23 protein-coding genes, 1 tRNA gene and 1 riboswitch are annotated in these 24,459 nt (G+C 63.9%); of the genes, 13 read left to right on the top strand and 11 right to left on the bottom strand.

Annotated elements, in window-relative coordinates:
• Positions 1 to 130 precede the first annotated feature (130 nt).
• Positions 131 to 1,531 (top strand): MFS transporter, encoded by a 1,401-nt coding sequence (locus PYR64_RS17085; RefSeq protein WP_275776537.1) that lies wholly within the window; start codon positions 131 to 133, stop codon positions 1,529 to 1,531.
• Between the two features lie 60 nt (positions 1,532 to 1,591).
• On the opposite strand, the gene PYR64_RS17080 is transcribed toward PYR64_RS17085, so the two are convergent.
• The 4 genes from PYR64_RS17080 to PYR64_RS17065 form a co-directional block, all read right to left on the bottom strand.
• Positions 1,592 to 2,764, bottom strand: coding sequence for a N(5)-(carboxyethyl)ornithine synthase (locus PYR64_RS17080; protein WP_055972877.1), 1,173 nt, complete (start codon positions 2,762 to 2,764; stop codon positions 1,592 to 1,594).
• Entirely contained in the window at positions 2,761 to 2,895 is a 135-nt protein-coding gene (locus PYR64_RS17075) for a hypothetical protein (protein ID WP_275776535.1), read from the bottom strand. The genes PYR64_RS17080 and PYR64_RS17075 overlap by 4 nt, the downstream gene beginning before the upstream one ends.
• A 169-nt stretch (positions 2,896 to 3,064) precedes the next feature.
• Positions 3,065 to 3,135, bottom strand: a tRNA-Gly gene (locus PYR64_RS17070).
• A 100-nt stretch (positions 3,136 to 3,235) separates the two neighbouring features.
• Entirely contained in the window at positions 3,236 to 4,819 is a 1,584-nt protein-coding gene (locus PYR64_RS17065; protein WP_275776533.1) for a M15 family metallopeptidase, read from the bottom strand.
• Between the two features lie 216 nt (positions 4,820 to 5,035).
• Here PYR64_RS17065 and PYR64_RS17060 point away from each other — a divergent pair, with 216 nt between their 5' ends.
• Positions 5,036 to 5,473, top strand: coding sequence for an SRPBCC family protein (locus tag PYR64_RS17060; RefSeq protein ID WP_189076306.1), 438 nt, complete (start codon positions 5,036 to 5,038; stop codon positions 5,471 to 5,473).
• On the opposite strand, the gene PYR64_RS17055 is transcribed toward PYR64_RS17060, so the two are convergent.
• Entirely contained in the window at positions 5,470 to 7,410 is a 1,941-nt protein-coding gene (locus PYR64_RS17055; protein WP_275776530.1) for a CAP domain-containing protein, read from the bottom strand. The two genes, PYR64_RS17060 and PYR64_RS17055, sit on opposite strands and share 4 nt — an antisense overlap.
• Positions 7,411 to 7,528: 118 nt before the next feature.
• Between PYR64_RS17055 and dcd the strand changes: the two genes are divergently transcribed.
• Both dcd and PYR64_RS17045 read left to right on the top strand, forming a co-directional pair.
• Positions 7,529 to 8,104: a dCTP deaminase gene (gene dcd / locus PYR64_RS17050; RefSeq protein WP_011776299.1), complete on the top strand. Its 576-nt coding sequence runs from the start codon at positions 7,529 to 7,531 to the stop codon at positions 8,102 to 8,104.
• Positions 8,105 to 8,623: 519 nt separating this feature from the next.
• Positions 8,624 to 9,379 (top strand): hypothetical protein, encoded by a 756-nt coding sequence (locus tag PYR64_RS17045; RefSeq protein WP_275776525.1) that lies wholly within the window; start codon positions 8,624 to 8,626, stop codon positions 9,377 to 9,379.
• Positions 9,380 to 9,481: 102 nt separating this feature from the next.
• On the opposite strand, the gene PYR64_RS17040 is transcribed toward PYR64_RS17045, so the two are convergent.
• The 3 genes from PYR64_RS17040 to PYR64_RS17030 all read right to left on the bottom strand — a co-directional run bounded on the left by PYR64_RS17040 (position 9,482) and on the right by PYR64_RS17030 (position 12,638).
• Positions 9,482 to 10,681, bottom strand: a complete 1,200-nt coding sequence (locus PYR64_RS17040; RefSeq protein WP_039243100.1) for a cation:proton antiporter — start codon at positions 10,679 to 10,681, stop codon at positions 9,482 to 9,484.
• A 5-nt stretch (positions 10,682 to 10,686) separates the two neighbouring features.
• A complete protein-coding gene (locus PYR64_RS17035) occupies positions 10,687 to 11,169 on the bottom strand; it encodes a cation:proton antiporter regulatory subunit (RefSeq protein ID WP_018778177.1) in 483 nt (160 codons plus the stop codon).
• Positions 11,170 to 11,234: 65 nt separating this feature from the next.
• A complete protein-coding gene (locus PYR64_RS17030; RefSeq protein ID WP_110505170.1) occupies positions 11,235 to 12,638 on the bottom strand; it encodes an MFS transporter in 1,404 nt (467 codons plus the stop codon).
• 199 nt (positions 12,639 to 12,837) lie between these two features.
• Here PYR64_RS17030 and PYR64_RS17025 point away from each other — a divergent pair, with 199 nt between their 5' ends.
• The 6 genes from PYR64_RS17025 to mnhG are packed head-to-tail and all read left to right on the top strand — an operon-like array spanning position 12,838 to position 19,152.
• Positions 12,838 to 15,873, top strand: coding sequence for a Na+/H+ antiporter subunit A (locus PYR64_RS17025; protein WP_039243099.1), 3,036 nt, complete (start codon positions 12,838 to 12,840; stop codon positions 15,871 to 15,873).
• Entirely contained in the window at positions 15,870 to 16,370 is a 501-nt protein-coding gene (locus tag PYR64_RS17020) for a Na(+)/H(+) antiporter subunit C (RefSeq protein ID WP_018778180.1), read from the top strand. Before PYR64_RS17025 ends, PYR64_RS17020 begins: the two co-directional genes overlap by 4 nt.
• Positions 16,367 to 17,935, top strand: a complete 1,569-nt coding sequence (locus tag PYR64_RS17015) for a Na+/H+ antiporter subunit D (RefSeq protein ID WP_039243098.1) — start codon at positions 16,367 to 16,369, stop codon at positions 17,933 to 17,935. The genes PYR64_RS17020 and PYR64_RS17015 overlap by 4 nt, the downstream gene beginning before the upstream one ends.
• Complete coding sequence (locus PYR64_RS17010) at positions 17,932 to 18,498, top strand: Na+/H+ antiporter subunit E (RefSeq protein ID WP_018778182.1); 567 nt, start codon at positions 17,932 to 17,934, stop codon at positions 18,496 to 18,498. Before PYR64_RS17015 ends, PYR64_RS17010 begins: the two co-directional genes overlap by 4 nt.
• Positions 18,495 to 18,773, top strand: coding sequence for a monovalent cation/H+ antiporter complex subunit F (locus PYR64_RS17005; protein ID WP_018778183.1), 279 nt, complete (start codon positions 18,495 to 18,497; stop codon positions 18,771 to 18,773). Before PYR64_RS17010 ends, PYR64_RS17005 begins: the two co-directional genes overlap by 4 nt.
• Complete coding sequence (mnhG, locus tag PYR64_RS17000; RefSeq protein WP_018778184.1) at positions 18,763 to 19,152, top strand: monovalent cation/H(+) antiporter subunit G; 390 nt, start codon at positions 18,763 to 18,765, stop codon at positions 19,150 to 19,152. Before PYR64_RS17005 ends, mnhG begins: the two co-directional genes overlap by 11 nt.
• A gap of 98 nt (positions 19,153 to 19,250) precedes the next feature.
• Here mnhG and PYR64_RS16995 read toward each other — a convergent pair whose 3' ends face one another.
• Both PYR64_RS16995 and PYR64_RS16990 read right to left on the bottom strand, forming a co-directional pair.
• Complete coding sequence (locus PYR64_RS16995; RefSeq protein WP_018778185.1) at positions 19,251 to 19,511, bottom strand: DUF4235 domain-containing protein; 261 nt, start codon at positions 19,509 to 19,511, stop codon at positions 19,251 to 19,253.
• A gap of 26 nt (positions 19,512 to 19,537) precedes the next feature.
• Positions 19,538 to 20,215: an NUDIX hydrolase gene (locus PYR64_RS16990; protein ID WP_275776518.1), complete on the bottom strand. Its 678-nt coding sequence runs from the start codon at positions 20,213 to 20,215 to the stop codon at positions 19,538 to 19,540.
• Positions 20,216 to 20,658: 443 nt separating this feature from the next.
• Positions 20,659 to 20,795, top strand: a riboswitch (TPP riboswitch).
• Between the two features lie 76 nt (positions 20,796 to 20,871).
• Between PYR64_RS16990 and PYR64_RS16985 the strand changes: the two genes are divergently transcribed.
• Genes PYR64_RS16985 through PYR64_RS16975 form a run of 3 tightly spaced genes read left to right on the top strand, consistent with a single transcriptional unit; the run spans position 20,872 to position 23,854 of the window.
• Positions 20,872 to 21,492 (top strand): ECF transporter S component, encoded by a 621-nt coding sequence (locus PYR64_RS16985; RefSeq protein ID WP_018778187.1) that lies wholly within the window; start codon positions 20,872 to 20,874, stop codon positions 21,490 to 21,492.
• A complete protein-coding gene (locus PYR64_RS16980) occupies positions 21,492 to 23,063 on the top strand; it encodes an ABC transporter ATP-binding protein (RefSeq protein ID WP_275776516.1) in 1,572 nt (523 codons plus the stop codon). Before PYR64_RS16985 ends, PYR64_RS16980 begins: the two co-directional genes overlap by 1 nt.
• Positions 23,060 to 23,854, top strand: coding sequence for an energy-coupling factor transporter transmembrane component T (locus tag PYR64_RS16975; RefSeq protein WP_189076300.1), 795 nt, complete (start codon positions 23,060 to 23,062; stop codon positions 23,852 to 23,854). The genes PYR64_RS16980 and PYR64_RS16975 overlap by 4 nt, the downstream gene beginning before the upstream one ends.
• Here PYR64_RS16975 and PYR64_RS16970 read toward each other — a convergent pair.
• Positions 23,851 to 24,450 carry a GNAT family N-acetyltransferase gene (locus PYR64_RS16970; protein ID WP_018778190.1) on the bottom strand — a complete coding sequence of 200 codons (600 nt, stop codon included), beginning with the start codon at positions 24,448 to 24,450 and terminating at the stop codon, positions 23,851 to 23,853. The genes PYR64_RS16975 and PYR64_RS16970 overlap by 4 nt on opposite strands.
• Between the last annotated feature and the right edge of the window lie 9 nt (positions 24,451 to 24,459).

The raw sequence follows: 24,459 nt of genomic DNA, 5'->3' as shown, positions 1-24,459 counted from the left end.
TTTCGCTGGCACTGCAAGCAGCTCATTGCGTTCCGCAATGCTAGTTATAGGCGCAATACGCTTCCATAATTGCTGCTGGCAACCATAGCGTTAAACGCATCCCACCGAAACTCCCATCCGAGGACTACTTTTGGCACCCCCACCGCCTTCAGCGGCAAATGTCAGCCAGCCCGTCATCGATTCCCTGTCCGCTCGTCCCTCGCCGGACGCAACCCAGCCGGACACCGTCACCCAGCCACTCGCCGTCGTGAGTGAGAAGCTGCCCTGGCGGCATACCTTCATCTCCTTGAAGGTCCCCAACTTCAGGATCTTCGCGATCGGCCACTTCATCGCGGTGATCGCCATCTGGATGCAACGCATCGCGCAGGACTGGATGGTGCTCCAGCTTTCCGGGTCCGTCACCGCCGTCGGTATCACTGTGGCCCTGCAGTTCATGCCTTCACTTTTCCTTGGCCCGTGGGGCGGCATGATTGCCGACCGCTTCGCCAAACGGAAGATCCTCATCATCTGCCAGTCGGCAGCAGCGGTCCTGGCGGCCCTGCTGGCCGTACTTTCGCTGAGCCAGCGCGTCGAGGTCTGGCACGTCTACGTCATCGCACTGGCGCTTGGCTTCGTCACGGTCCTTGACCAGCCGGCCCGCCAGGTGTTCGTCAACGAACTCGTCGGACCCAAGTACCTGCGGAACGCCATCAGCGTGAACTCCACGACCTTCCAGCTCGGCGGCTTGATCGGCCCGGCGCTGGCGGGAGTGCTGCTCACTGCCGTGGGCGCCGGTTGGGCCTTCGCTGCCAATGCTGTGGCCTGCTGCTCCACCGTGACCATGTTGCTGTTGCTGCGCAAGGACCAGCTGCATCTGAGCCGGCCCACGCCGCGCAAGAAGGGCATGCTGCGCGAAGGCCTCAACTATGCGCTCAGCAAACCCACCATCTACTGGCCGTGGTTGATGGCCGGTTTCGTAGCGGTTTTCGCCATGAGCCTGCCAGTGCTTCTGGCCGCCTTCGCGGACCACGTGTACGACGCCGGTGCCGGAGGCTACGGCTTGCTGAACGCCATGGTTGCGCTTGGTGCACTGACAGGCGCGGTGGCATCCACCCGTCGGAGGCAGCTGCGGTTGCGCTCGGTGGTGACCTCCGCCGGGTTGTACGGACTGATGCTTTGCGTGTCCTCGCTCATGCCGTCCATGGTGTGGTTCAGCGTCACCATGGTCTTCGCAGGATTCTGGTGCCTCATGTTCCTCACCGCTGCCAACCAAATGGTGCAGACCAGCTCCAACATGAGCATCCGGGGCCGCGTCATGAGCCTATACCTCGTGGTGCTCATCGGCGGGCAGGCCATCGGTGGTCCCATGATGGGCTGGCTCGCCGAGCACCTCGGCCCGCATCTGGCCATCCTCGTCTCCGGCGGGGTTCCGGCCATCGCAGCGGCTGTGGTCGCCGTCGTACTTGCCAGGAAGTCCTCCCTGCACATCAAGGTGGACTTGCGCGACAGGCGGCGGGTCCTCCGGATCGTGCAGGAACCGCAGACGGCCTAAGAAGACGGCTTAAGTAGATGAAGCGCCCCCGGCAACCGGGGGCGCTTCATCTGCGTGGGGCTATCGTGCCAGAAGCTGGGCCACCGGCAGGTGCGGGTACTCCGGGGAGCGGCCCTGGAACTCAAGGATGTCCGGATTGCGGATGACGCCGTCGCGGATTTCGATGGCACGCGAGATGGTCTCGTTGGCATCCCACCCGTCCGGGCCCGCCACCACAGTGTCCAGGAAGGGCAACAAGGCCTCGCTGATCTCCCAGCTGGCCGAGTTCCAAAGATAGGACGGGCTGTGGTCCACCGCGTAGTAGTTGACGTGACCGCCGACGCGGAACATCGGCTCGTCGAACGTGGTGGTCCGCGCCCAGCTGAATCCCATGCCTTCATCGCAGGAAACGTCGACGATCAGACTGTCCGGCTGGAACTCCGTCAGGTCTTCGGTCCGCAAGTACGTCAGTGGAGCGTTCGGGTCCTGCAGGGTGCAATTGACCACGATGTCCGCCGCGGCCAGGAACGGAGCCAAGGGCTTGCGCCCGTTGTCCGTGATGACCTCGCTGAGGAACGGAGCCTTGCTGTCGTGGTCGAACTGCACGATCCGCACCGAATGGATGGGGGACCCGACGGCGGCAACGCCCCGGTTGGTCAGAACCTGGACGTCATGGACGCCGTGGGCATTCAGGGCCGTGACAGCACCGCGGGCAGTGGCACCGAAACCGATCACGACAGCGCTGAGCCGGCGGCCATAGTCTCCGGTTGAACCGGTCAAAGCCAATGCATGCAGTACCGAGCAGTACCCGGCGAGCTCGTTGTTCTTGTGGAAAACGTGCAGGCCAAAACCGCCATCGCCGGCCCAATGGTTCATGGCCTCGAAGGCGATGAGTGTGAGCTTCTTGTCGATGGCCAATTGAGTGATGGCCCGGTCCTGCACGCAGTGGGGCCAACCCCAGAGCGTCTGGCCGTCGCGAAGTTCAGCGAGATCCTGGGCCTGCGGCTTGGGCAGGAGGATGACGTCGCTGTTGGCGAGCAGTTCCTGGCGAGTGCCGAGTCCGCCCACCAACGACTCGAGCTTGCTGTCCGGGACACCGAAACGCTCGCCGTAGCCATGTTCGAAACGGAGTTGCCGGCGCACTTCCGGGGCTATGCGCTCCAAATGCTGCGGGTGGATGGGGAGGCGCCGCTCGTTCGGCTTCAGCGAGGTAGCGAGGACGCCTATGCTCAGCTGGCCGTTGGCCGCGGTCACTTCTTGTTGCCGGTGGAAGGCTTTGCGGCCTCGGTGGTGGAGGACTCGGAAGCCCTCTTGTCCGCACGTTTTTCCTTGATGGATTTACTGGATTTCTTTGATGCGGTTTGGCGCGGTGATTTGTCGCCCATGATTGCTCCCTAGAGCGGAACCGAAATGGCTCCTGACTCCTGACGATACACCTACCCGGGTTCCGGTGCCCCGGCGCTGCCCGCACGGGCGCGCTGCGGCGGGAGCCGCCGTCGGGCCTTATTGTCACGAAAAAAGAACCCCGGATCCAGAAGGATCCGGGGTTCGCTGAGCGGGCGACGGGAATCGAACCCGCGTATCGAGCTTGGGAAGCTAGCGCTCTACCATTGAGCTACGCCCGCGCTGCCCGACGGAAATCAATCGGGCGAGTCCTAGCTTAGCGCAGTTGCGGCGCCGCCCAGGACAGCCACTCCGTCCGGCCTAACGTGCCCCGGCAGGTCCTCATTTGAACAGCTTCATTGAGCCCCAGCCGTTGCCCACTTGGCGTTGCGGACCCCAGACTCCGAGTCCCAATCCGTAGTCCACCAAATACCCGTCCACTGTCTGGGCGGTAATGCTGCGTGTACCTGGACCTGACAAGCCGAAGCCAGGCACCAAGGCCTTCATGGTTCCCCACCCCGAGCCGATGATGCTTGGCTGACCTTTGAAGCCGCCAACTCCATTGCCTGGGTAACTGAGCAGAAGTCCGGAGGATGTGGTGGCCAGGATGTCGTTGGCGCCGTCCGCGTCCCAATCGGCCATGGTCAGCCCCAGTCCCGCCCAGCCGGTTCCGATGTCCACCCGGTAAGTCAACGCCCGGCCGGAGGTGTTGGGGTAGTAGCGCAGGCCGCCGTCGGGGAAATACCCCACGACGCCCGGGTAACCCTGGTCGCTGGACCACTTGCCCACAGTGATGGTCATAGCGTCCCAGTCTCCCGTGCCCACCACGATCTGGGTCGAGAAAGCGCCGCCGGGCCATCCCTTGAACAGGCCCAGGGTGCCGTTGTTCCATTGCGCCAGAAGGTCATAGACGCCGTCCGAATCCCAATCCACCACGAACGCCTGCTTCAGTCCCGTCCAGTTGGAGCCAATCTGTACAGGAACGCCGTAGCCACCGCTCGGCAGCGCGGGGTAGCGAAGCAGCCGCCCGGCAGCGTCCGCGGCCACCAGGTCCGCGCCCGAGGTGATGCTGGCATGGACGCTGGGGTTGCCGGAGAAATATTGTTCCAAAGTGGCAAAGCCACGGCGCTTCATATCCGTCGCCAGATCCACTCCGACGTAGCGCAGGTGCCACGGTTCGTAGCTGTACCCGGTGATGTTGGTGTAGCCGTTGGGGTACCGGACGATGAAACCGTATTTGTACGCGTTCGCTGCCACCCACATGCCGGCGGCAGTGTCACCAAAACAGGTGCTGAGCCCACACGAACCGTTGGCATTTCCGACATCGACGGCAAGACCGGTTTGGTGCTCACTGTAGCCCGGCCTTGCCGAGATCAGGTCCGCCTGCGCCTGGCCGTAAAGGTTCACATAGGACGAGTACACCTGTTGTTGCTGGGCGTAAGAACGATAGCCACTCACGACCGCCAGCCCGCCGGTCCCGGCATCCGCCGCACCCTGGAAAAGCCCATTGAGCCACGCTGCAGCTTCGGCCCGGAGATACTGTCCCGAGCCACGCGCGTTCACCAGATCTGCCGGGGCATAGGTGGCAGGGTTCAGGGGGCGGGACTTGTTCACAAGGACGGACAAGTTGGCAGGATCACCCGCGGGATCGAGGCCAGGCAGCGGATTGGCGGTCGAAGGCACCTGGGCTTTTACGGCGGCGGCGTTCACGACGGCGGCGGCGTTCACGACGGCGGCGCGGTGGGCCGTGAGTCCGGCTTCGGAAACGTACCGGGTCGCCTGAGCCGTGGGTGCCGCGCTGGCCGGGGCTGCCGCGGCGTACGCGGGAGCGAGGGCGGCCGCCAGCACCAGGGCGAGGAATACAGCGCAAGCCGCCACCCGGCGTCGGGTGTTTCTTGGTGTTCCCGGTCGGTCTTGAACCTGCATGACGCCCCCCAGTGGAATTGTCCAGCGGCTGGCACTCTACCCGGCCATGGAAGGCGTGTCAGCAGTGCGCGGGAAAAAATCGGCAGGTAACCATTCGGTCAAGGCTCGGAAGTCGTGTGTCGTCACCGCACCGGGCTGACTATTCTGAACTTGTTAGCTGCTGCGTATGGGGAACCCGGCTACGACATTTGAACCGTAGGCCGAGAGAGGTTTTCCGTGGCATTCGCAGCCAATGAAGTGGTGATCAGTCGGGACGCCATGACCGTTTACGGTTTCCTCATGGACGGGATGAACAACTCACTCTGGCGTTCAGACGTGCGAAGCATCGCGCTTCGATCAGGCGTTCGCGGCCAAAAGGGTGCGTTGTACCAGCAGACCGTCGCCGGACCTGGTGGCCGGCCCATCGCAGCCGATTTCACCATCACCGAGGCCCGCCCCGGCGCGGAAGTCCGGTACGCCGTCGTAGCGGGACCCGCCCGGCCAACCGGCGGCTACTACCTCAGCACCGAAGGCGATACCACCCGGCTGCGCTTTGCCCTTGAATACCATCCCAAAGGTCTGCGCAAGCTCATGAACGGGATGATCCAGAAGGCCCTGGAGATTGAAGTCGGCCAGTTGGAACGGCTGAAGGCCGCGATCGAATCCAGCTCCTAGCTGGCGAACCTCAGCCCGGCCCAACCATTGCCAATCGTCACAGGGGTAGTGAGGCGTCCCGAGGTCAGGTCCCAGTACTCCACCATGCCATTGCGGTCCAGGCCCGCCACGCCTACCGAGCCCGCTCCCGTGAGGCCACTCAAAGCCCGCAACCCTGTGTAATCCGTCCACGCGCTGCCCACAACGGGGCGTGATTCCTGCTTCGGTGTACCCAGGCCGCTGCCCCGGTACAGGCGCAAGGTGCCGTTCGGCTCGGTGCTGAGCAGGTCCTGGAAGCCATCGGCGTTGTAATCCACCATGGTCACCCGGACAGACGGGTTGCCGGTGCCAATCGCAGACTGGCTGCGGATGTAGGCCAAGCCCGTGTTCTTGTACAGATACAGGTTGCCGCCCTGGTCCATGGCGACGATCTGGGGAAGCCGGTTGTTGGCGCACCACGTGCCCACCGAAATGTTCAAGGTTCCCCAGCCCTGGCCCAAGACCACCGGATCCTTGAAACCGCCCGTTTGAAGGCCCGGATACACCAGGAGCGCCCCGTCCAGCCGTTGATAGAGCAGGTCGAAGACCCCATCGCGGTCCCAGTCCACCACAAACAGCTCCTTGAGGCCCACGAATCCGGAACCAATCCGCTTGCCCAGGCCAAATCTGCCGTTACCCCAGGACGGGTACGCAACGACGGAACCGTCGGCGGCGATGGACACCAGGTCGGCAGCACTGCTGATTGCCGCGGCACTCAAATCGACCGTTGGGGGTTGGTGCTTGGACCCTGGTTCGCACACCGCCACAGGGTCAGTGGGTGGTGTCACCGTTCCACCCGGGCTGGTGGTGGTTCCGGCGGGCAACGTTGTGTAGCCGAAGAAGTTGACCACGCCCCACAGCGTGTACCGGTTGGGCGTCGTCTGCCAGTTGCCGTCCGTGTAGGTGATGCCGATACCCATCACATTGAACCTGGGGTCCCGCAGCAAAGCATCGTGGCCCGGGGAGCCCTTCCACCACTCCACAAGTTGCGCCGCGTCGCGGTCCCAGCGGACTGCAATGACCTCCCCCGCTCCATTGTTCGGATTCATCGCCCGCGGGTCCGTCCAGAAGTTGGGCCGGTGCTGGATCACCTCACGGGTAGCGATGTTGTTTGACCACTCCTGCGCCAGGTTGGCAACCGTGGCGTGGTACTTCACCGGAGCGAGGCCCAACGATGCGCGGTAGCTGTTGATCGCATTGAACACCGTGAGGATCGCTGCGCTGTTGTTGTCGGGGAGGAGCGCCAAAGCGCCGTCTTGGAGATTGGGGTCGTGGCCCGGAGCCTTGCCGGGGAACGGGCTGGGGGAGCCGGTGGCGGGGGTCGCGCCGGGATCGGCCGAGGGGGTTTGCGTTGGCGTTGACGATGGTGTCGGCGTTGGCGTGGCTGTTGGTGTCGGCGCGGCTGTTGGCGAGGGCACAGTTGTTGGCGAGGGCCCTGCGGCCTCGGCCGTCGGCGTCGTTGCGGCGGCGCCACTGTCTGCCGTCTCTTCCGACGTCGGCTGCGTTTCGATCGGCGGGGTCGTGGTACCAGTGGCGCTCGGGCTGGGATCCGAGGGATTGTCCGGTCCCCATGACGGTCCGATTTCCGGCACGGGAGGCGGTGTTTCAAAAACCGGATCGACGGCGATCGGCCCGCCATCCGAGGCAGGATCCCGCGCGGGAGGAGGTGTCAGCGTTGCTGGCGCTGCAGGCTTTGCGGAACTGGAGGACCCATCGACGGCGGGGGTCGCCACTGCAGGTGCGGGAGCCGCCGTCGGGCTTTCCTCAGGTGCCGACAACCCGGACGGGACACTGGACGATGCTGTGGTGCTTGCGCCGGGAACCGCCTCCGTTGCCGGCAGGATCTGGCTTGATGCGGCCATGCAAAGCGCCAGCGCGCCAGCCAGCACAATGGCGGCAGGCGCTGCCAGTTTGTTCACAATTACCCCGCGGATGCTCGTTGCCCCCAAGTACGGGCGCGGCTTTACCTGTCCGGGAACTATAGTCCCATGAGGCTGTCCGGACAATGCGTTCGGTATTTGGGGTATTTTTGATGACGTGCTGATCTCTGACCGCGACATACGTGCCGAAATAGACTCCCAACGGATTGTTCTTGAGCCGTACGATCCCGCGATGGTGCAGCCGTCTTCCGTGGACGTGCGTATCGACCGGTTCTTCCGGCTCTTCGACAACCACAAATACGCGCACATCGATCCCGCCGAGGAGCAGCCCGAGCTGACCAGGCTCGTGGAGGTGGAAGGTGACGAACCCTTCATCCTGCACCCTGGAGAATTCGTCCTGGGTTCGACCTACGAGACCGTCAGCCTGGCCGATGACATTGCCGCACGCCTGGAAGGCAAGTCCTCCCTCGGGCGCCTCGGCTTGCTGACGCACTCGACGGCAGGGTTCATCGATCCGGGATTCTCCGGACACGTGACGCTGGAGCTCTCCAACGTGGCCACGCTCCCCATCAAGCTCTGGCCGGGCATGAAGATTGGCCAGCTGTGCTTCTTCCGCCTCACTTCCTCGGCTGAGCACCCTTACGGCTCCGGCGAATACGGCAACCGCTACCAAGGACAGCGCGGCCCGACCGCCAGCCGCAGCCACCAGAACTTCCACCGGACGTCCATCTAGGCCCCCTGTTGCGCTGAGGGGTGAGCTTTCGGCTCTTTGTGAGGCCCCCTGTTGCGCCGAGGGGTGAGCTTTGGGCTCTTTGGGTGCCCCCTTTTGCGCTGAGGGGTGAGCTTTGGGCTCTTTGGGTGGCTCCCTTTTGCGCTGAGGGGTGAGCTTTCGGCTCTTTGGGTGGCTCCCTTTTGCGCTGAGGGGTGAGCTTTCGGCTCTTGGGAGGGGCGTTTTCGGTTGAGATCTTGCTCCTCGGCGCGCGCTGAGTGCGGCACTATTCCTCCACACTGTGGGTAACCGCCCAAAGGACGACCAAGGCATCCCAAGGCGTGCAAACAATGGCTGATGAGGTTGTCTCCGCCGCTTCCGCCCCATCTCCAAGGTCGCTCGTTCACCCTGGCCGAGTAACGTGCGGCCGGCCTTCCGGATCATCGTGCCTGGAACAGCGATCTCCAGGTCGCCAGCAGGGGCATCCGTGTTCCCTGGGGCGAGGAGCAAGACCCCGCACACACCGCGCGGCTCCTGACAGCAGTGAGCGATGGCGCGATTTGCTGCCATGAAACGGCCGCGATGCTGTGGGGGTGCCCGCTGCCGTGGGATCGGCAGCAGGATTTCCTGATTCATCTGACCCGCACGGACGGCGCCTTCAGGCCGCAGCGAAAGGGTGTTCGTGGCCATCGGATGGTGCTGGGCGAATTCGACGTCGCATTCATGGACGGCATTCCGCTGACGAGTCCTTCCCGGACATGGCTGGATCTCGCCGCCGTGTTGCCGTTCGAAGACCTGGTGGCAGCGGCCGACCATTTCATCTGCAGCCAGACCAGAAGCTTTGGACACAATCGGCTTCCATTCTGCTCAATACAGGATCTGAGGAATCAAGTAGGCAGACATGCGGGCGCACGAGGCATCCGGAAGGCCCGGGCCGCGCTGGAACTCGCGCGCGTTGGCGCAGATTCAGCCCCGGAGACGCGTCTCCGCCTGGCGATGGGCCGCAATTTCCTGCCGGAACCGACGTTGAGTTACGTGGTTTTGGATGCGTGGGGCCGCGAGGTTGCGTGGCCGGATCTCGCCTTTCCGGAATACAAGGTTGCGGTGAATTACGACGGCGTGCATCACCTCAGCGCCGCCCAACAGGAATCCGACTTACGGAGGGAGGCGGCACTCGCTGCAAACGGATGGATCTCTGTCGTCATTACTGCCAGTCATGTCCAAGAGCACGGCTATGACGGAGTTGCCCGTCTTATTCGGGAGGCTCTCATAAAGGGTGGGTGGGCATCGAGGAGGTAGCTCTCGAGGCTTTCCCAGAGGGTTTTGGGGTGGGATGTCGCCCCTCGGTGGGGGTTTTGGCGTGGGATGTCGCCCCTCGGTGAGGGTTTTGGGGTGGCGACGTTACGCCGGTGCGCGGTCCGTGGTCCGGGGTGGAGCTTTCGGGGTTCTGCGGATGGCCTTGACGACGGGTTCCACGAAGCGGGCGGCCAGCGGACCTACGATGGCCATGATGAGGACGTAGGCCGTGGCCAGTGCGGCGAGTTCTCCAGGAACCGCGCCGGAGGCGACGGCCAAGCCGGCGATGACGATGGAGAACTCACCACGGGCAATAAGCGCAGCGCCCGCACGGAACCGGCCGGGCATCGCGATACCGGCCCTTTTGGCGGCCCAGATCCCCGTGAGCATCTTGGTGGCGGCAGTCAGCACCGCCAGGAGGAGGGCCCAGCCCAGCACAGGGGGAATTGAGGTGGGGTCGGTGTTGAGGCCGAACGCCACAAAGAAGATCGCAGCGAAAAGGTCGCGCAATGGTTCAAGGATGCGGGTGGCGTTGTGGGCGGTAGCGCCGGATATGGCGATGCCCAACATGAACGCTCCCACGGCTGCGGATACCTGAAGGGCCGATGCGATTCCGGCCACCAACAGGGCGAGTCCCAGGACATTGAGCAGGAAGACCTCGGAGTTTTCGCTGTGGATAGCCTGCGAGACCCGATGCCCGTGTTTGAGGGCGATCACCAGCACTACCGTGACCACTGCCAGTGCAATCCCCACCGTCTGCAGTCCGCCCAGGAACCCGACGCCGGCAAGGATGGCGGTGAGAATGGGCAGGTAGATGGCCATCGCGAGGTCTTCGAAAACCAGGATGGAAAGCACCACAGGCGTTTCGCGGTTACCGATTCGGCCCAGGTCGGTAATGACCTTCGCGGCGATGCCGGAAGACGAAATGTAGGTGACGCCGCCCATGACGATGGCTCCTACAAGACCCCACCCCAGCAGGACGGCAAGGCCTGCGCCCGGTAAGAAGTTGAGCACGAAGTCCATGACCCCTGCTTGCCAGGACCGGCGAAGGCCGGTCACCAGCTCTGAGGCGGTGTATTCCAAGCCGAGCATAAGCAGCAGTAGGATGACGCCCATCTCGCCTGAGAGATGCGCGAACTCGTGCATGCCATCCAGCTTGACCAAGCCCCCGGCACCGAAGGCCAGGCCACCCACGAGATAGAGGGGAATGGGGGACATGCCGATTTTGCCCGCTAACCGAGCCAGGAGGCCGAGGCAGAACACGACGGCCCCCAGTTCAATGAGGGCTAGTGCGAGCGGATCCATACCCGTCAGCCGTTGCGGAGGATGTCGGCTGCCGAGTCAAGTCCTTCCTGGGTGCCGACCGCTACGAGCAGATCACCGGTGTGAAGTACGACGTCGGGCGCCGGCGAGGGGACGACCTCACCTTCGCGCATGATCGCCACGATGGAGACGCCACTGCGTGTGCGGATTTGGGCCTTGCCCATGGCCTGGTTCACGAATGGAGAATCAGCCGTAATGGAAAACTGTCGTGTGACGATACCGGGGACCTCGCGGTGCGCCTCGGCCAGGCGCATGGCAATGTGCTGTCCACCCAGGAGGTTTCCCAGTGTTGAAGCTTCGTCGGCCGTCAACGGGATGGAGGCCTGGCACGTATCCGGGTCATCCCACGTCGAGACGAAAAGCTCGGTTTCGCCCTCGCGCAGTTCCACCACGCCAATACGGCGACCGGAGGCCGTCACGAAGTCCTTCCGGATGCCAAGGCCTGGAAGTTCGGTCTCATCCACGTTCATAGCTCCACCCTAAACTCTGTTGAACCGGTCCGGTACGTTGTTGACGCCCAACCGGCCCTATGTAGTTAACGCTCTGGTACTACGGCTATTTCCACTTTGGCCGGTGGCTTCACGGGCAGGATCACCAGGAGACCGGCCAGGAGCACAACCATGATCCCGAGGATGCCCCAGCGTTGTGCCTCCCCGGCGGCAACGAGCGGCGAGGCGATGGTGATGCACAGCGTGAACAGGGTGGGGGCGAGGAAACTGACGGCCCTTCCCGTTGTGGCGTACAGGCCGAACAATTCGCCCGATTCTCCAGCCGGGGCAAGCCTGGCAAGGTAGGCCCTGGAAGAGGACTGGGCGGGACCTACGAAAAGGCAGAGCAGAAGCCCGAAGACCCAGAACGTTGCAGAACCGGGCCATGGGTTGCCGAAGAAGACATAGTCTTCGTTGCCGAGGACCAGGATGAAGGTTCCCGCGGTCAGCAGCCCTATCAGGGACAGGATGATGACAGCCTTGGGGCCGATCCTGTCGTCCAGGAAGCCGCCGATCACAGCGCCAACAGCCGCCACTACGTTGCCGAAGATGGCGAAGAAGATGACTTCCTTGAGTTCGAAACCAAAGGTTCCCGCCGCGATGACGCCGCCAAAGGTGAACACGGCGGCCAGCCCGTCGCGGAAGATGGCGCTGGACAGAAGGAAGTAGATGGTGTGCGGACTGGTCTTGTAGATGGCCCCGATACGCCGGATCAGCAATCTGTAGGAGGCGAAGAAGCCCAAGGATGAGGTGTCCTTCTTCACGGATACCTCAGGGACGGCAAACATCACGGGCAGGGCGAAGATAAAGAACCACAGGGCTGAGAAAACGGCGACCAACCGTATGTTGAGCGAGTCCTGGGTGGAGGCTCCGAACCAGTCGAAGGAAGGCTGGACAAAGAGCTGCAGGACCAGCAGAAGCGCCACGATTCCGCCGAGGTAACCCATGCCCCAGCCGAAGCCGCTGACCTTGCCAATGTTCCGGGGTGTTGAGATCTGGGCCAACATGGCGTTGTAGTTCACGCCGGCAAACTCGAAGAACACATTGCCCAGGGCGATCAAGCAGACACCCAGGAGCAGGAATTCCGGCCGCGGGAAGACGAAGAAGCACAGTCCCGTGAGCAGCGCCGTTGCGGCAGTGTTGACTCCGAGCCAGAGTTTCCGCCTGCCCCCGGCGTCGGAACGCTGTCCGGTGACCGGTGCCAGTAACGCGATGGCCAGGCCGGCAATGGCCAGCGCGGCACCCAAAGCGGCAGATGCGGCGTCTTCTCCGCCGAACGCATTGGACGTGAGGTAAACCGTGAAAACAAACGTCGTCATGACTGCGTTAAAGGCAGCCGAACCCCAGTCCCAGGAAGCCCACGCCAGGATTTGCCCCTTTTTTGAGGCGACGGGACCCGTGGCGAGCTCGGATGTCGGGTGGGAGGCTTCGGGGACTGCGGCCGCGTTCATAGTGTGAATGCTATAGCTGCAGGGAACGCTGCGCGCGGATGACAGACCGCGTTGTGAACAACCCCGGGTGAACAGCGGGCGGAGCGGGATAGTGGCCAAAAACTGTCCTGGCCCCTTGATAAACTAGGTAAACCGAACCCAACGTATGACCGCCTGCTCCAACTTTTGACAATTCGTTCCTGACTTTGCGGAGAAAACAGTGATCACAGTTCTCGCCATCACCTTTGCAGCGGCAACTGTGGCGCCCTTGATCTTCCGCTCACTTGGACGAAATGCGTTCTACGTGCTGGCCGCCGTCCCCGCAGCCGCTTTCGTCTGGTTGGTCCTCCAGTACGGCCCCGTATATTCCGGTGGCGGCATAGAGGAAATCCTGCCGTGGATTCCGAGTCTGCAGCTTGAGCTCGCCTTCCGCATGGATCCCTTGGCGTGGGTCATGTCCCTGCTGATTCTGGGTGTCGGTTCGCTGGTGCTGGTTTACTGTGCCCGCTATTTCAAGAACAAGGATCCTGGACTGGGCGGTTTTGGTGCCCAGCTCCTGGCCTTTGCCGGCGCCATGTTTGGCCTTGTGACCTCCGATGACCTGCTGATGCTGTTCATCTTCTGGGAACTCACCACCATCCTGTCCTACCTGCTCATCGGCTACGCCCGCACCCGTTTGGCAGCCCGCCGGTCAGCCCTTCAAGCGCTGATGGTCACCACCGCTGGTGGCCTGGCGATGCTCGTAGGCCTGATCATCGTGGGCCAGGCTGCAGGCACCTACCGCATTTCCGCCATCCTGGACCAAGCCGGGACGCTCATGAGCGGACCCATGCAGGGCGCCGTGACCACCGCCGTCGTACTGATTCTGGTGGGTGCCATCACCAAATCCGCACTGGTCCCGTTCCACTTCTGGCTCCCCGGCGCGATGGCGGCTCCGACGCCGGTCAGCGCCTACCTGCATGCGGCGGCCATGGTGAAGGCCGGTATCTACATCGTCGCCAGGCTCGCTCCGGGTTTTGCTGCCTCGGAATTCTGGCTGCCGGTGGTGCTGGGACTTGGTTTGGCCACCATGCTTGTTGGCGGCTACCGCGCGCTGCGGCAGACCGACATCAAACTCATCCTTGCTTACGGCACCGTCAGCCAGCTCGGTTTCCTGACCATGGTGGTGGGGCTGGGCCGGCCCGACGCCGCGCTGGCCGGTTTGGGGCTGCTGCTGGCGCACGGCCTGTTCAAGGCTGCGTTGTTCCTGGTGGTGGGCATCATCGACCACCAATCCGGAACGCGCGACATCCGCAAGCTCTCCGGCGTCTTCCGCTCGTCCCGCGCCCTGGGCGTGGTTGCAGCGATCGCCGCCGCATCCATGGCCGGTGTTCCTCCGCTGGCAGGTTTCGTCGCGAAAGAGTCGGTCTTCGAAGCGTTCGTTCACTACGGAACCGGCCACGATGCCCCTGCCTGGGGGATCTGGATCCTGGTGGGTCTTGTCATCGGCTCGATCCTCACCTTCGCCTACAGCGCCCGGTTCATGTGGGGAGCCTTCGCCGTCAAGCCCGGCGTGGAGCCCACCCCGTTCAAACCGATCAAGCCCGCCTTCCTCGCCGCCCCCGCCATTCTGAGCCTGCTCACCATCGTGTACGGGCTGTGGCCCGCGCCGGTGGACACCTGGATCCAGCCCTACGCCGCGCTGTTCGCCGGCGGACCGGACGCCGTCGACGCCGGACACCTGGCTTTGTGGCACGGGTTGACGCCTGCTTTGGGCCTGACCGCGGTCACTTTCGTGCTGGGTGCGGCCATGTTCTACGGACGGAACCTCGTTGCCCGCGCCCAGGGCCTGGTGCCCGACTGGGTGGATGGCGATCGCGCGTACCAAAACACCATTGGTGCCTTGGACGATGTGGCCGTCTGGGTCACGGGCCGCACGCAACGTGGTTCGCTGTACTTCTACCTGGCGGTAATCCTGACTGTCGCCTTCGCGGTTCCCTTGACTGCCATGCTCATGGCCAACAAACCGCTGCCTGACGGCATCTACTTCATCGACCCCAACTCACCCCTGCAGCTGGTGGCAGGAGCCGGAATCGTCGTGGGGGCGCTGGCCGCAGTTCGGGCCAACAAGCGCTTCCTCGCCGTGCTCATGGTGTCGGTCACCGGTTACGGCATCGCCCTCATGTTTGCCCTTCAGGGTGCCCCCGATCTGGCTTTGACGCAGATGCTGGTGGAGACCATCGTGCTGGTGGCCTTCGTGCTCGCGATGCGGAGCCTTCCTGCGGAATTGCGTGACAGGACAGGCGGCCGGCTCAGGGTGATCCGCGTGATCATCGGCGCGGCTTTTGGCATCACCATGATCTTCGTTGCCATCTACGCGATGGGGGCCCGCGTTGCTACTCCGGTTTCCCTGGACTTCCCGCGCCTGGCCTACGAAGGCGGCGGCGGGCTGAACGTGGTCAACGTGACCCTCGTGGACATCCGCGCCTGGGATACCTTCGGCGAAATCTCGGTCTTGGCGATCGCCGCCACGGGTGTGGCGAGCTTGATCTTTGTCCGGAGCCGCGGTGACCGCATCAAGACCTCCGAGGCCGTACCGGAAGGCAGCGTGGGGCGCCGTACCGGCGTCGAACGTGATTCCCGGGCCGGCGCCACGCTCGCCGTCGCCAAGAAGTTCACGGATGTTACCCGCGACGCCTGGCTCGTGGCGGGCCGTACCCTGGCCCCCGAGCGGCGTTCGATCATTTTCGAAGTCGTCACCAGGCTCATCTTCCACTCGATGATTGTCTTCTCGATCTACCTCCTCCTCGCAGGACACAACCTGCCGGGCGGCGGGTTCGCCGGCGGCCTGACCGCCGGGCTCGCTCTGACCATCCGCTACCTGGCCGGCGGACGGTTCGAGTTGAGCGAAGCTGCGACAGTCAGCGCCGGAACACTTTTGGGAACGGGACTTGCGACGGCGGCAGCGTCCGGTTTTGTCCCGTTGTTCCTGGGCGGACAGGTCTTCCAGAGCGCGATCATCGAGTTCTGGCTGCCCGTCTTCGGAGACGTCAAGTTCGTCACGTCCACCATTTTCGATATCGGCGTGTACATCGTGGTGGTGGGATTGGCGTTGGACGTCCTCCGCAGCCTTGGTGCCGAGATCGACGAACATTTTGAAGGCAAGGGCGCGCCCCTCACCGAGGAAGAGGCAGCCGAGCAGGCCGGGGTGTCGCAGGAAGCCGGGCTGGCCCAGGAAGCTGCCCAATCCGTCGCGTCCGGGAAAGGTACGGCATGAGCATCAACCTGACCCTGCTGATCGTCATGGGCGTCCTGTACGCCTGCGGAATCTACCTGATCCTGGAACGCAGCCTCACCCGCGTGCTGCTCGGGCTGATGCTGTTGGCCAACGCCACCAACATCCTGATCCTGAGCACCGGAGGGTATGCCGGCCTGGCGCCCTTCTTCACTAAGGAAACCAATCCGGATTCCTACAGTGATCCGCTTCCGCAGGCACTGATCCTGACCTCGATTGTCATTTCGTTCGCGGTCACGGCATTCATGCTCGGCATCATCTACCGCACCTGGGTGCTGGCCCGCCAGGACGAAATCCAGGACGACCTCGAAGACGTCCGCGTGGCAAAGACCCCCAGCTTCGACGCCGAGGACGACGCAATCGTGCCCTTGGAAACCTCGGAGTTCGCGGTCACCCCGTCCAGCACCTCGGACAGGAACCACCCGGAAGCCACAGAAACCCCCAACACTTCATCAACGCAGGAAGGAGGCAGCGCGTGAACCTCGCAAACCTGTCGCCGCTGGCTGTCCTCCTCCCCATCCTGGGCGCCGCGCTGGCGTTCCTCCTGATCCGGCACCAGAGCGCCCAACGGTTGGTCAGCATCGGCATCCTCAGCACCACGTTGCTGCTGGAATGCCTCCTCCTCTTCTCCGTCTGGTCCGGGGGCACAACCTCCGTCACCCTGGGCGGTTGGCTGCCGCCATGGGGTGTGGTCCTGGTGGTGGACCAGTTCTCCTCGCTCATGCTGGTGGTGTCCACAGTGGTGAGCCTGGCGGTTCTGGTCTACGCCACAGGCCAGGGCATGGCCGACGGCGACCACGAAGCTCCCGTGTCGATCTTCCACCCCACGTACCTGATCCTGGTGGCGGGAGTCTCCAACGCCTTCCTCACCGGGGACCTTTTCAACCTCTACGTCGGCTTCGAGATCCTGCTGACAGCAAGCTACGTGCTCATGACCCTCGGCGGGACGGGTCCGCGTATCCGTGCCGGCGTCACGTATGTGGTGGTCTCCGTAGTGTCATCTGTCCTGTTCCTTATCGCCATCGCCATGATTTACGGGGCCACCGGCACCATCACCATGGCGGATCTGGCCATCAAACTGGCAGAGCTGGACCAAGGTACGCAGAACCTGCTGCATGTGATGCTCCTGGTCGCCTTTGGGATCAAGGCCGCCGTGTTCCCCCTGTCCTTCTGGCTTCCGGACTCCTATCCCACGGCACCGGCCCCCGTCACTGCGGTGTTCGCCGGGTTGCTGACCAAAGTGGGCGTCTACGCCATGGTGCGGACGGAGACCCTGTTGTTCCCCGGGGATACCCTCAACGTTCCCCTGATGGTGGTGGCGCTACTGACCATGGTTGTCGGTATTCTGGGTGCCCTTGCCCAGAGCGACATCAAACGTCTCCTGTCCTTCACGTTGGTCAGCCACATCGGGTATATGGTGTTCGGGCTGGCCATGAGCTCCGTAGCGGGCCTGGGTGCGGCAGTGTTCTACGTTGCCCACCACATCACCGTGCAGACCAGCTTGTTCCTGGTCACCGGACTCATAGAACGCCGGGGTGGCAGCTCCTCCATTGACCGCTTGGGCGGCCTGGCCAAGCTGTCGCCGTTGCTGGCGTTGCTGTTCTTCGTACCGGCCATGAACCTGGCGGGCATTCCTCCGTTCTCAGGCTTCCTTGGGAAGCTGGGTCTTCTGCAGGCCGGCGTGGAGCTCGGAACCCCACTGGCGATCGTGCTGGTAGTGGGCGGCGTGGTCACCAGCCTGCTGACGTTGCTGGCAATAGCCCGTGTGTGGAACAGGGCGTTCTGGCGCAAACCCGAGGATGCCGAATACCCGGATCCCGTGTTGATGACCCCCGGCAACGTCGGAGTACTGCCGCGGACCATGGTAGGTTCCACTGCGGCGCTGGTGGTGTTCGGGGTGGCGCTGACGGTGTTCGCTGGTCCGCTCTTCCAGGTCGCGGACGGTTCCGCAGAGATCATGCTGGACCGCTCGGCCTACATCCACTCGGTACTGGGTGACTCTGTCGAGGTGCCCCCGCTGGCGCAGAATGGCGGTACGAAATGAGCCGCAAGCCGATCTCGTTCCGCACGGAACTGCCGCTGCTCATCTGGCTGGTCATCGTATGGGGTGCGCTGTGGCGTGACTTCAGCCCGGGCAACCTGCTTTTTGGCGCGTTGATCGCCGTGCTGGTGGCCAAGTTTTTCTACCTCCCGCCTGTGGAGCTCAGCGGCAGGTTCAATGTCCTGCGTGCTGTTCCGTTCGCCCTGATGTTCGTCGCGAAAGTGGTGGCAGCAAGCTTCCTGGTGCTGTACCTGGCGGTGGTCAAGGGACCCAAGGTGCGCAGCGCCGTCGTCGCTGTTCCGTTGCGAAGCCACTCTGACCTTATGGTGACGGCTACAGGGCATGTCATCTCGCTGATCCCCGGCTCGCTGGTGGTGGAGGTGGACCGCTCCACCTCCACGCTCTACCTGCACGCGCTGAACATCTACGAAGAAGCGGACATCGACAAGATCCGCCGGGAGACGCAGAACATTGAGGCAGGGCTGATCCGCATCATGGGAACGCGGGAAGAAGTCGAGGCCCTGAAGGCAGAAGCCCGGCCCGGCATGGAAGGGGCAACGCTGTGAAGGAATTTGTTCTGGTGGCCACGGCGGTGATCCTCAGCCTCGCCGCTGCAGGTGCGATCGTGCGCATCGCGATTGGGCCATCTTTGCTGGACCGCGTCCTTGCTTCCGATGTCCTGCTGGCCATCCTTGGTGCTGCCCTCGCCATCGACATGGCCGTGAACCAACACCTCAACAACCTGATGCTGCTGGTGGCCCTCGCGGTGATCGGTTTCATCGGCTCAGTGACGGTTGCCCGGTTCGTGGCCGAGCGAAGGGAGCAAAGCAATGAGTCCTGACGCCACCGGAGTGGACCTGGTCATCGACATGGTGACCGCGGTGTTCCTCATAGTGGGCGCCCTGATGTCTCTGGGTGCCGCGATCGGCCTGCTGAGGTTCCCGGACCTCATGAGCCGCATGCACGCAGCCACCAAGCCGCAGGTGTTGGGCTTGTTCCTGATGCTCGCAGCGATCGGCCTGCAGATGCGTACTTGGTGGGTGTGGCCCGTCCTGCTGGTGGCATGGATTTTCCAGCTTCTCACCGCGCCGGTGTCCGCCCACATGGTGGGGCGCTCCGCGTACCGGACCAAACACGGGCACCGCGAGAAGCTCACCAAGGACGAACTCGAAGCCGTGGTCCAAAGGGCCGCCGCCGGCCAGGAGCCCTCCGAACCTTAAAGCAACGCGGAACCTTAAAGCAACGCGGGGTCACTTATGGCCCATTACCCCCATGGGGATGGGCCATAAGTGACCCCGCGTTGCTTGTTGGGTGATGCTTAGACGATGTCCTGGGACTTCGCGAAGCGGGCAATCGCCCGCTGGGTGCCGCGGCTGGCAAGGACCTGGATCAGCGTGCTCACGAAAGCGGAAATCAGCGCGAAGGTCAGAGCCGAGCGGAGGCTCGTCTCCATGTCATCGTTGCCTGTGGGCGGCTTGTTGCCCGTGGCCTTTTCCCAGCCTTTGTTGACGAGTTTGGTACCGACAAAGCCTGCACCGAGGCTTACCCCGGCGCCCAGCAGCTTGAAAAAGAGGTTCATGGCACCAGCCTAGCTGCACGGCACGGCTACCCGCGGTTTTCCCGCTCCTTGAGAAACGCTGCCAAGGACCCGACCGGAGCCAGAACCGGGACGACCGGGTGCTCGGCGGACCACACTGCCTCTACGGAATCGAGGACAGCGATTTCCTTCAGCAGATAGTAGGTGGGTGGCATCAGCTTCAAGTGCCCTGCGGCTTCCGCTTCCAGGATTCCGGACACCGGCATCCACAGCGACTGCCAAGCCTCCGTGGTTTGATGCCGGGGCTGCGCTTCCGGTGCCGGCTTGGCCACATAGAAGTAGGTGTCGAAGCGCTTGGGCATGTCTATGGGCGTGATCCAGTTGGCCCAGGGGCGCAGGTCTCCGGGCTCGATGCCCAGCCCGGCTTCTTCCTGGACTTCGCGGATTGCTGCCGTGAGCACCATTCCCGCGTTCCTCTCCGCCAACGCTGTGTCCGCGGAAATCGAACTCTGCGCCCAGGACAACGCATGGCTGCGCAGCAGTTCCCCGGGGTAGTCCCAGCCGGACTGATCCACAGCGTCCACCCGGCCGCCCGGAAAGACCACCATTCCTGCCGCGAAGTCCATGGTGCTGACTCTGTGCTGGACAAATGCCTCTAGCCCCGAGGTGGCGTCGCGGAGCAGAATCACGCTGGCAGCGAGGCGTGGCTCGGCCACGGGTGCGTGGGAGCCTGGACGATCCGTCATCAGGCCATTCTTGCAGGTGCGTTGTGGGGCCTGCTGTGCGTGTTTAGGCGCGGGGATAGGGCGCAGAGTGGGCCTCGCAATGCACTCCTGTTGTTGTGGGGCCTGGTGTGCGTGTTTAGGCGTGGGGATGGGGCGCAGAGTGGGCCTCGCAACGCACCCTCGATTGTTGTGGGGCCTGGTGTGCGTGTTTAGGTGTGGGGATAGGGCGCAGAGTGGGCCTCGCAACGCACCCTCGTTTGTTGTGGGGCCTGGTGTGCGTGCTATGGCGTGGGGATGGGGTGCTGAGTGGGCCTCGCAACGTACTCCCGTTTGTTGTGGGGCCTGCTGTGCGTGTTTAGGCGTGGGGATAGGGCGCAGAGTGGGCCTCGCAACAGGATTGTGACCGCGGCCCAGAGCGGGCCGTACGCGGAGGTGTAAACTGAACCCGCCCATCAGGGCAGATTTGATAACGACAGGGGAGCGCCGCCGTCGGACCTTGCAGCGATGCAGGAGACGCGAGGGCGCTGAGAGTGCGGACAGCCGCAGACCCTCGAACCTGATCCGGTTAGTACCGGCGCAAGGGAGTCGAGCTTCTCAGAGTGTCCGGAGCCGGACGGCGCAAGCCAGGCGGATTCCGGGGAGCACTTTCCCCTCCTGTAACCTCAGGAGGCAGAAAAATGACCACGGTAAACGTGAAGAAGACCAGTTATAGCTGGCGTGTTGTAGACATCGTGGTGGCGGCCCTCATCGCCATCGCCGGCGGCGTGATTTTCTGGGCCTGGTCCCAGGGCGCGGCACTGGTATCCATCCCCATGAATGCGGCGTACCCGCCCCTTACCGGCCTGATCGCCGGTGGCTGGATGATCCCCGCAGTCCTGGGCATGCTCATTATCCGAAAGCCCGGCGCAGCTCTTTTCTGCGAGGCCGTCGCAGCCACGGGTGAGCTCATCATGGGTTCGCAGTACGGCACCACGGTGCTCATCTCCGGCATCCTCCAAGGCCTTGGCGCCGAGCTCATCTTCGCCGCGTTCCGCTACAAGAAGTTCAACCTGCCCACCGCACTCCTCGCGGGCGCAGGCGCGGGCCTCTTCTGTGGCCTGAACGATTCGTTCCTGCCCTGGGGCTGGAATATCGCCTACGAGGCCATCGACAAGCTGACGTACATCACTTTCACCACCATCTCCGGTGCAGTGATCGCCGGCGGCCTGTCCTGGATCGCCACCCGCGGTCTGGCCACGACGGGTGTCCTGAGTTCCTTCGCGTCGCGGAAGGCCGCTTCGGAGCCAGTCTTCAACTGATGCCTGCCACACACAGCGGCACGGTCCGGCCTGCCGCCATCTCCGCCGAGGGGTGGGGATGGCGGCATGCCGGCCGGGCCCAGCCTGCCATCCAGGGCCTTGACCTCCGCATTGAACCGGGGGAACGCGTCCTGTTGCTGGGCCCTTCGGGGGCCGGCAAGTCCACGCTCCTGCACGCCCTCGCCGGGGTGCTGGGTGACGAGGAAGACGACTCTGATGAGACCGGTTCGCTGCTGATCGACGGCGTCACTGCCCGCGAGCAGCGTGGCCGCGCCGGGCTGATGCAGCAGGATCCCGAAACGCAGGTGGTTCTCTCCCGGGTGGGCGACGACGTTGCCTTCGGCGCGGAGAACCTTGCCGTGCCGCGCGAGGAGATCTGGTCCCGGGTGCATGAAGCGCTCGACGACGTCGGCTTGCGTACCGCATCAGGCGGCGGTTTGGCATTGGACCACCCGACGGCGGCACTTTCCGGGGGACAGAAGCAGCGCCTCGCGCTGGCCGGCATTTTGGCGATGCGGCCAGGCTTGATCCTGCTGGACGAACCCACGGCCAACCTCGATCCTGCAGGGGTCCTCGAGGTCCGCGACGCCGTGGCCCGCTGCCTGGACAAGACCGGCGCCACGCTGGTGGTGGTGGAGCACAGGGTGTCCGTGTGGAAGGACCTGGTGGACAGGATCGTGGTCCTGCAGCCCGGTACCGCAGGCCCGCAATCAGGCACCCCGGGAGTCCTCCTGGATGGTCCGCCGGAGCAGGTCCTCACCCAGGCGCGCTCCATGCTGATGACGGCGGGCGTATGGGTTCCCGGCTACGTTCCCGCCACAAGGGCGCGCGCCCGGACGACCGGGACAAACGAACTCCTCCTTGCAGCGCAGGACCTGGCCGTGTCCCGGGAAAAGCCCAGGCGGAAGCGCTTCCGAACCATCCCTCCGGTTCCGGTGCAGAGGGACATCACCGCCCAGGTCCGTGCTGGCCAGGCGTTGACCATTACCGGGCCCAATGGTGCCGGGAAGTCCACTTTTGCGCTGACGTTGGCCGGCCTTCTGGCGCCGGTGGACGGCATGGTGAGCGCCGGCGTCGGGCTATCGGAGGGAGCGGGCATCGACCCGTACAAATGGAAGGCCGATCAGCTCATCTCCAGGATCGGCACGGTCTTCCAGGAACCGGAGCACCAGTTCGTCACGGGCAAGGTCCTGGATGAGCTCATGTTCGGCCCCAGGCACCTGGGCCACGGCGGGGAACGCGTGGACGAATTGGTGGAGCGGCTGAGGCTCTCCCATCTGGTGGATGCCAATCCCTATACACTGTCCGGCGGTGAGAAACGCAGGCTTTCAGTGGCTACGGTGTTGGCGGCGCACCCGAAGGTACTTGTCCTCGATGAGCCCACCTTCGGACAGGACGCCAATACCTGGGCCGAGCTGGCCTCGTTCCTCTCGGAGTTGCTGGACGCCGGTACCGCCGTGGTTTCCGTGACCCACGACCAGGAATTCAGTGCCGTACTGGGCGGGACGGAACTGCGGCTCGGGCCGGTGTCCCAAGGTGAGACGGCGCCCCAGGAAGCGGGTGCGGCATGAGGGACGCATTGAGCCTGCGCGGCAACCACGCACTCCTGACCCGGGCAAACCCGTTGGCGAAGTTCGTGGCCGTCTTCCTTATCTCCCTGGTGCTGGCCCTGTCCATCGACTGGGTTTCCGCGTCCACGGCTCTCATCGCGGAATTGGCGCTCTTCCCCTTGGCCGGCCTCACACTCCGCCTTCTCTGGCAGCGCGCCTGGCCGCTGATCATAGCGGCGGCGATAGGGGGCTGGAGCACCGCGATTGTGGCCGCTGACAGCGGCGCGGTACTGCTCGACGTCGGACTCTGGTCCATCAGTGAAGGTTCCCTTGAGCTGGGGCTCGGCTTCATGCTGCGCGGTTTGGCGATCGCCCTCCCCGCGATCCTGCTGATGTCCTGCACCGACCCGACGGACCTGGCGGATGCACTTGCGCAGAAGGCAAAGCTGCCGCACCGATTTGTCCTCGGTTCCCTTGCCGCCATGCGGCTGGTGGGCCTCATGGCGGAGGAGTGGCAGACCATCGGCATGGCCCGGCGCGCCCGCGGTGTCGGCTCGCAGGGAAGCCCGATCCAGCGCCTCAAAGCGACGCTCGGACAGAGCTTCGGGCTGCTGGTCCAGGCCGTCCGGCGGGCTTCGCGGTTGGCCGTGACCATGGAAGCCCGCGGTTTCGGCGGGGGACAACGGACGTGGGCGCGTGAGTCCACGTACTCGCTGATGGACGTCTGGGTGGTACTTGGCGGCGTGGCCATAGCCGGAGGCGCCGTCCTCACGGCTTTGGGCGCCGGAACGTGGAGCTTCGTGTGGCGTTAGCGGGCCGGTAGCTCCTGGATTTCGTCGAAATCTGCGCGGGTGAGGAAGCCGAGCTGGGCCTCCTTCTCCTCGAGCTGGATGATCGGGCCGAGTTCGAAGCACGTCGCTTCAAGCCGGCGCAGGGCTTTGGCGTTGCGTGAGTCTGGCTCCACGATGATCCGGTCCTTGCCCGGGAGCGAGAACATGTACCTGATAAGGGAGGTGCCGAGCCTGGGGGTGAAGTGCGGAATGGGGCGCGTTGCCGGTGCCAGCAGCAGATGCATCCCGATGTCCGCCTCGCGGGCGGGGTAGGCCTCGCCCACGGGATCGTGCAGTGGTTCGTATGTCTGGAACAGGGCCAGGGGCTCGCCGTCGAGGAGGGCCAGGAAAGCGTGGTGCGTGTCCAGTGAGTCAAGGAACCCGTAGATTTCCAGCACTTCCTCTTGGGACTTCTCCGTCATGCCCCAGAACCTGGCGCGGGGTTGCTTGACCCATTCGAAGATGAGCCCGATGTCTTCGCTGGGGACCAGCGGGACAAGGCGCAATTCACCCCAGCCTTCGAGGTTCTCGGAGTAGACGGTGGTGCGGACGGAGAAGTCCTGGGTGGCGGTGCTCATGTGTTCCTT

Source organism: Paenarthrobacter sp. Y-19 (assembly GCF_029223985.1).
Classification (GTDB): domain Bacteria; phylum Actinomycetota; class Actinomycetes; order Actinomycetales; family Micrococcaceae; genus Arthrobacter; species Arthrobacter nicotinovorans.
Note: the sequence above shows the minus strand (reverse complement) of the source record. Positions and strands in the feature narration are given on the sequence as shown.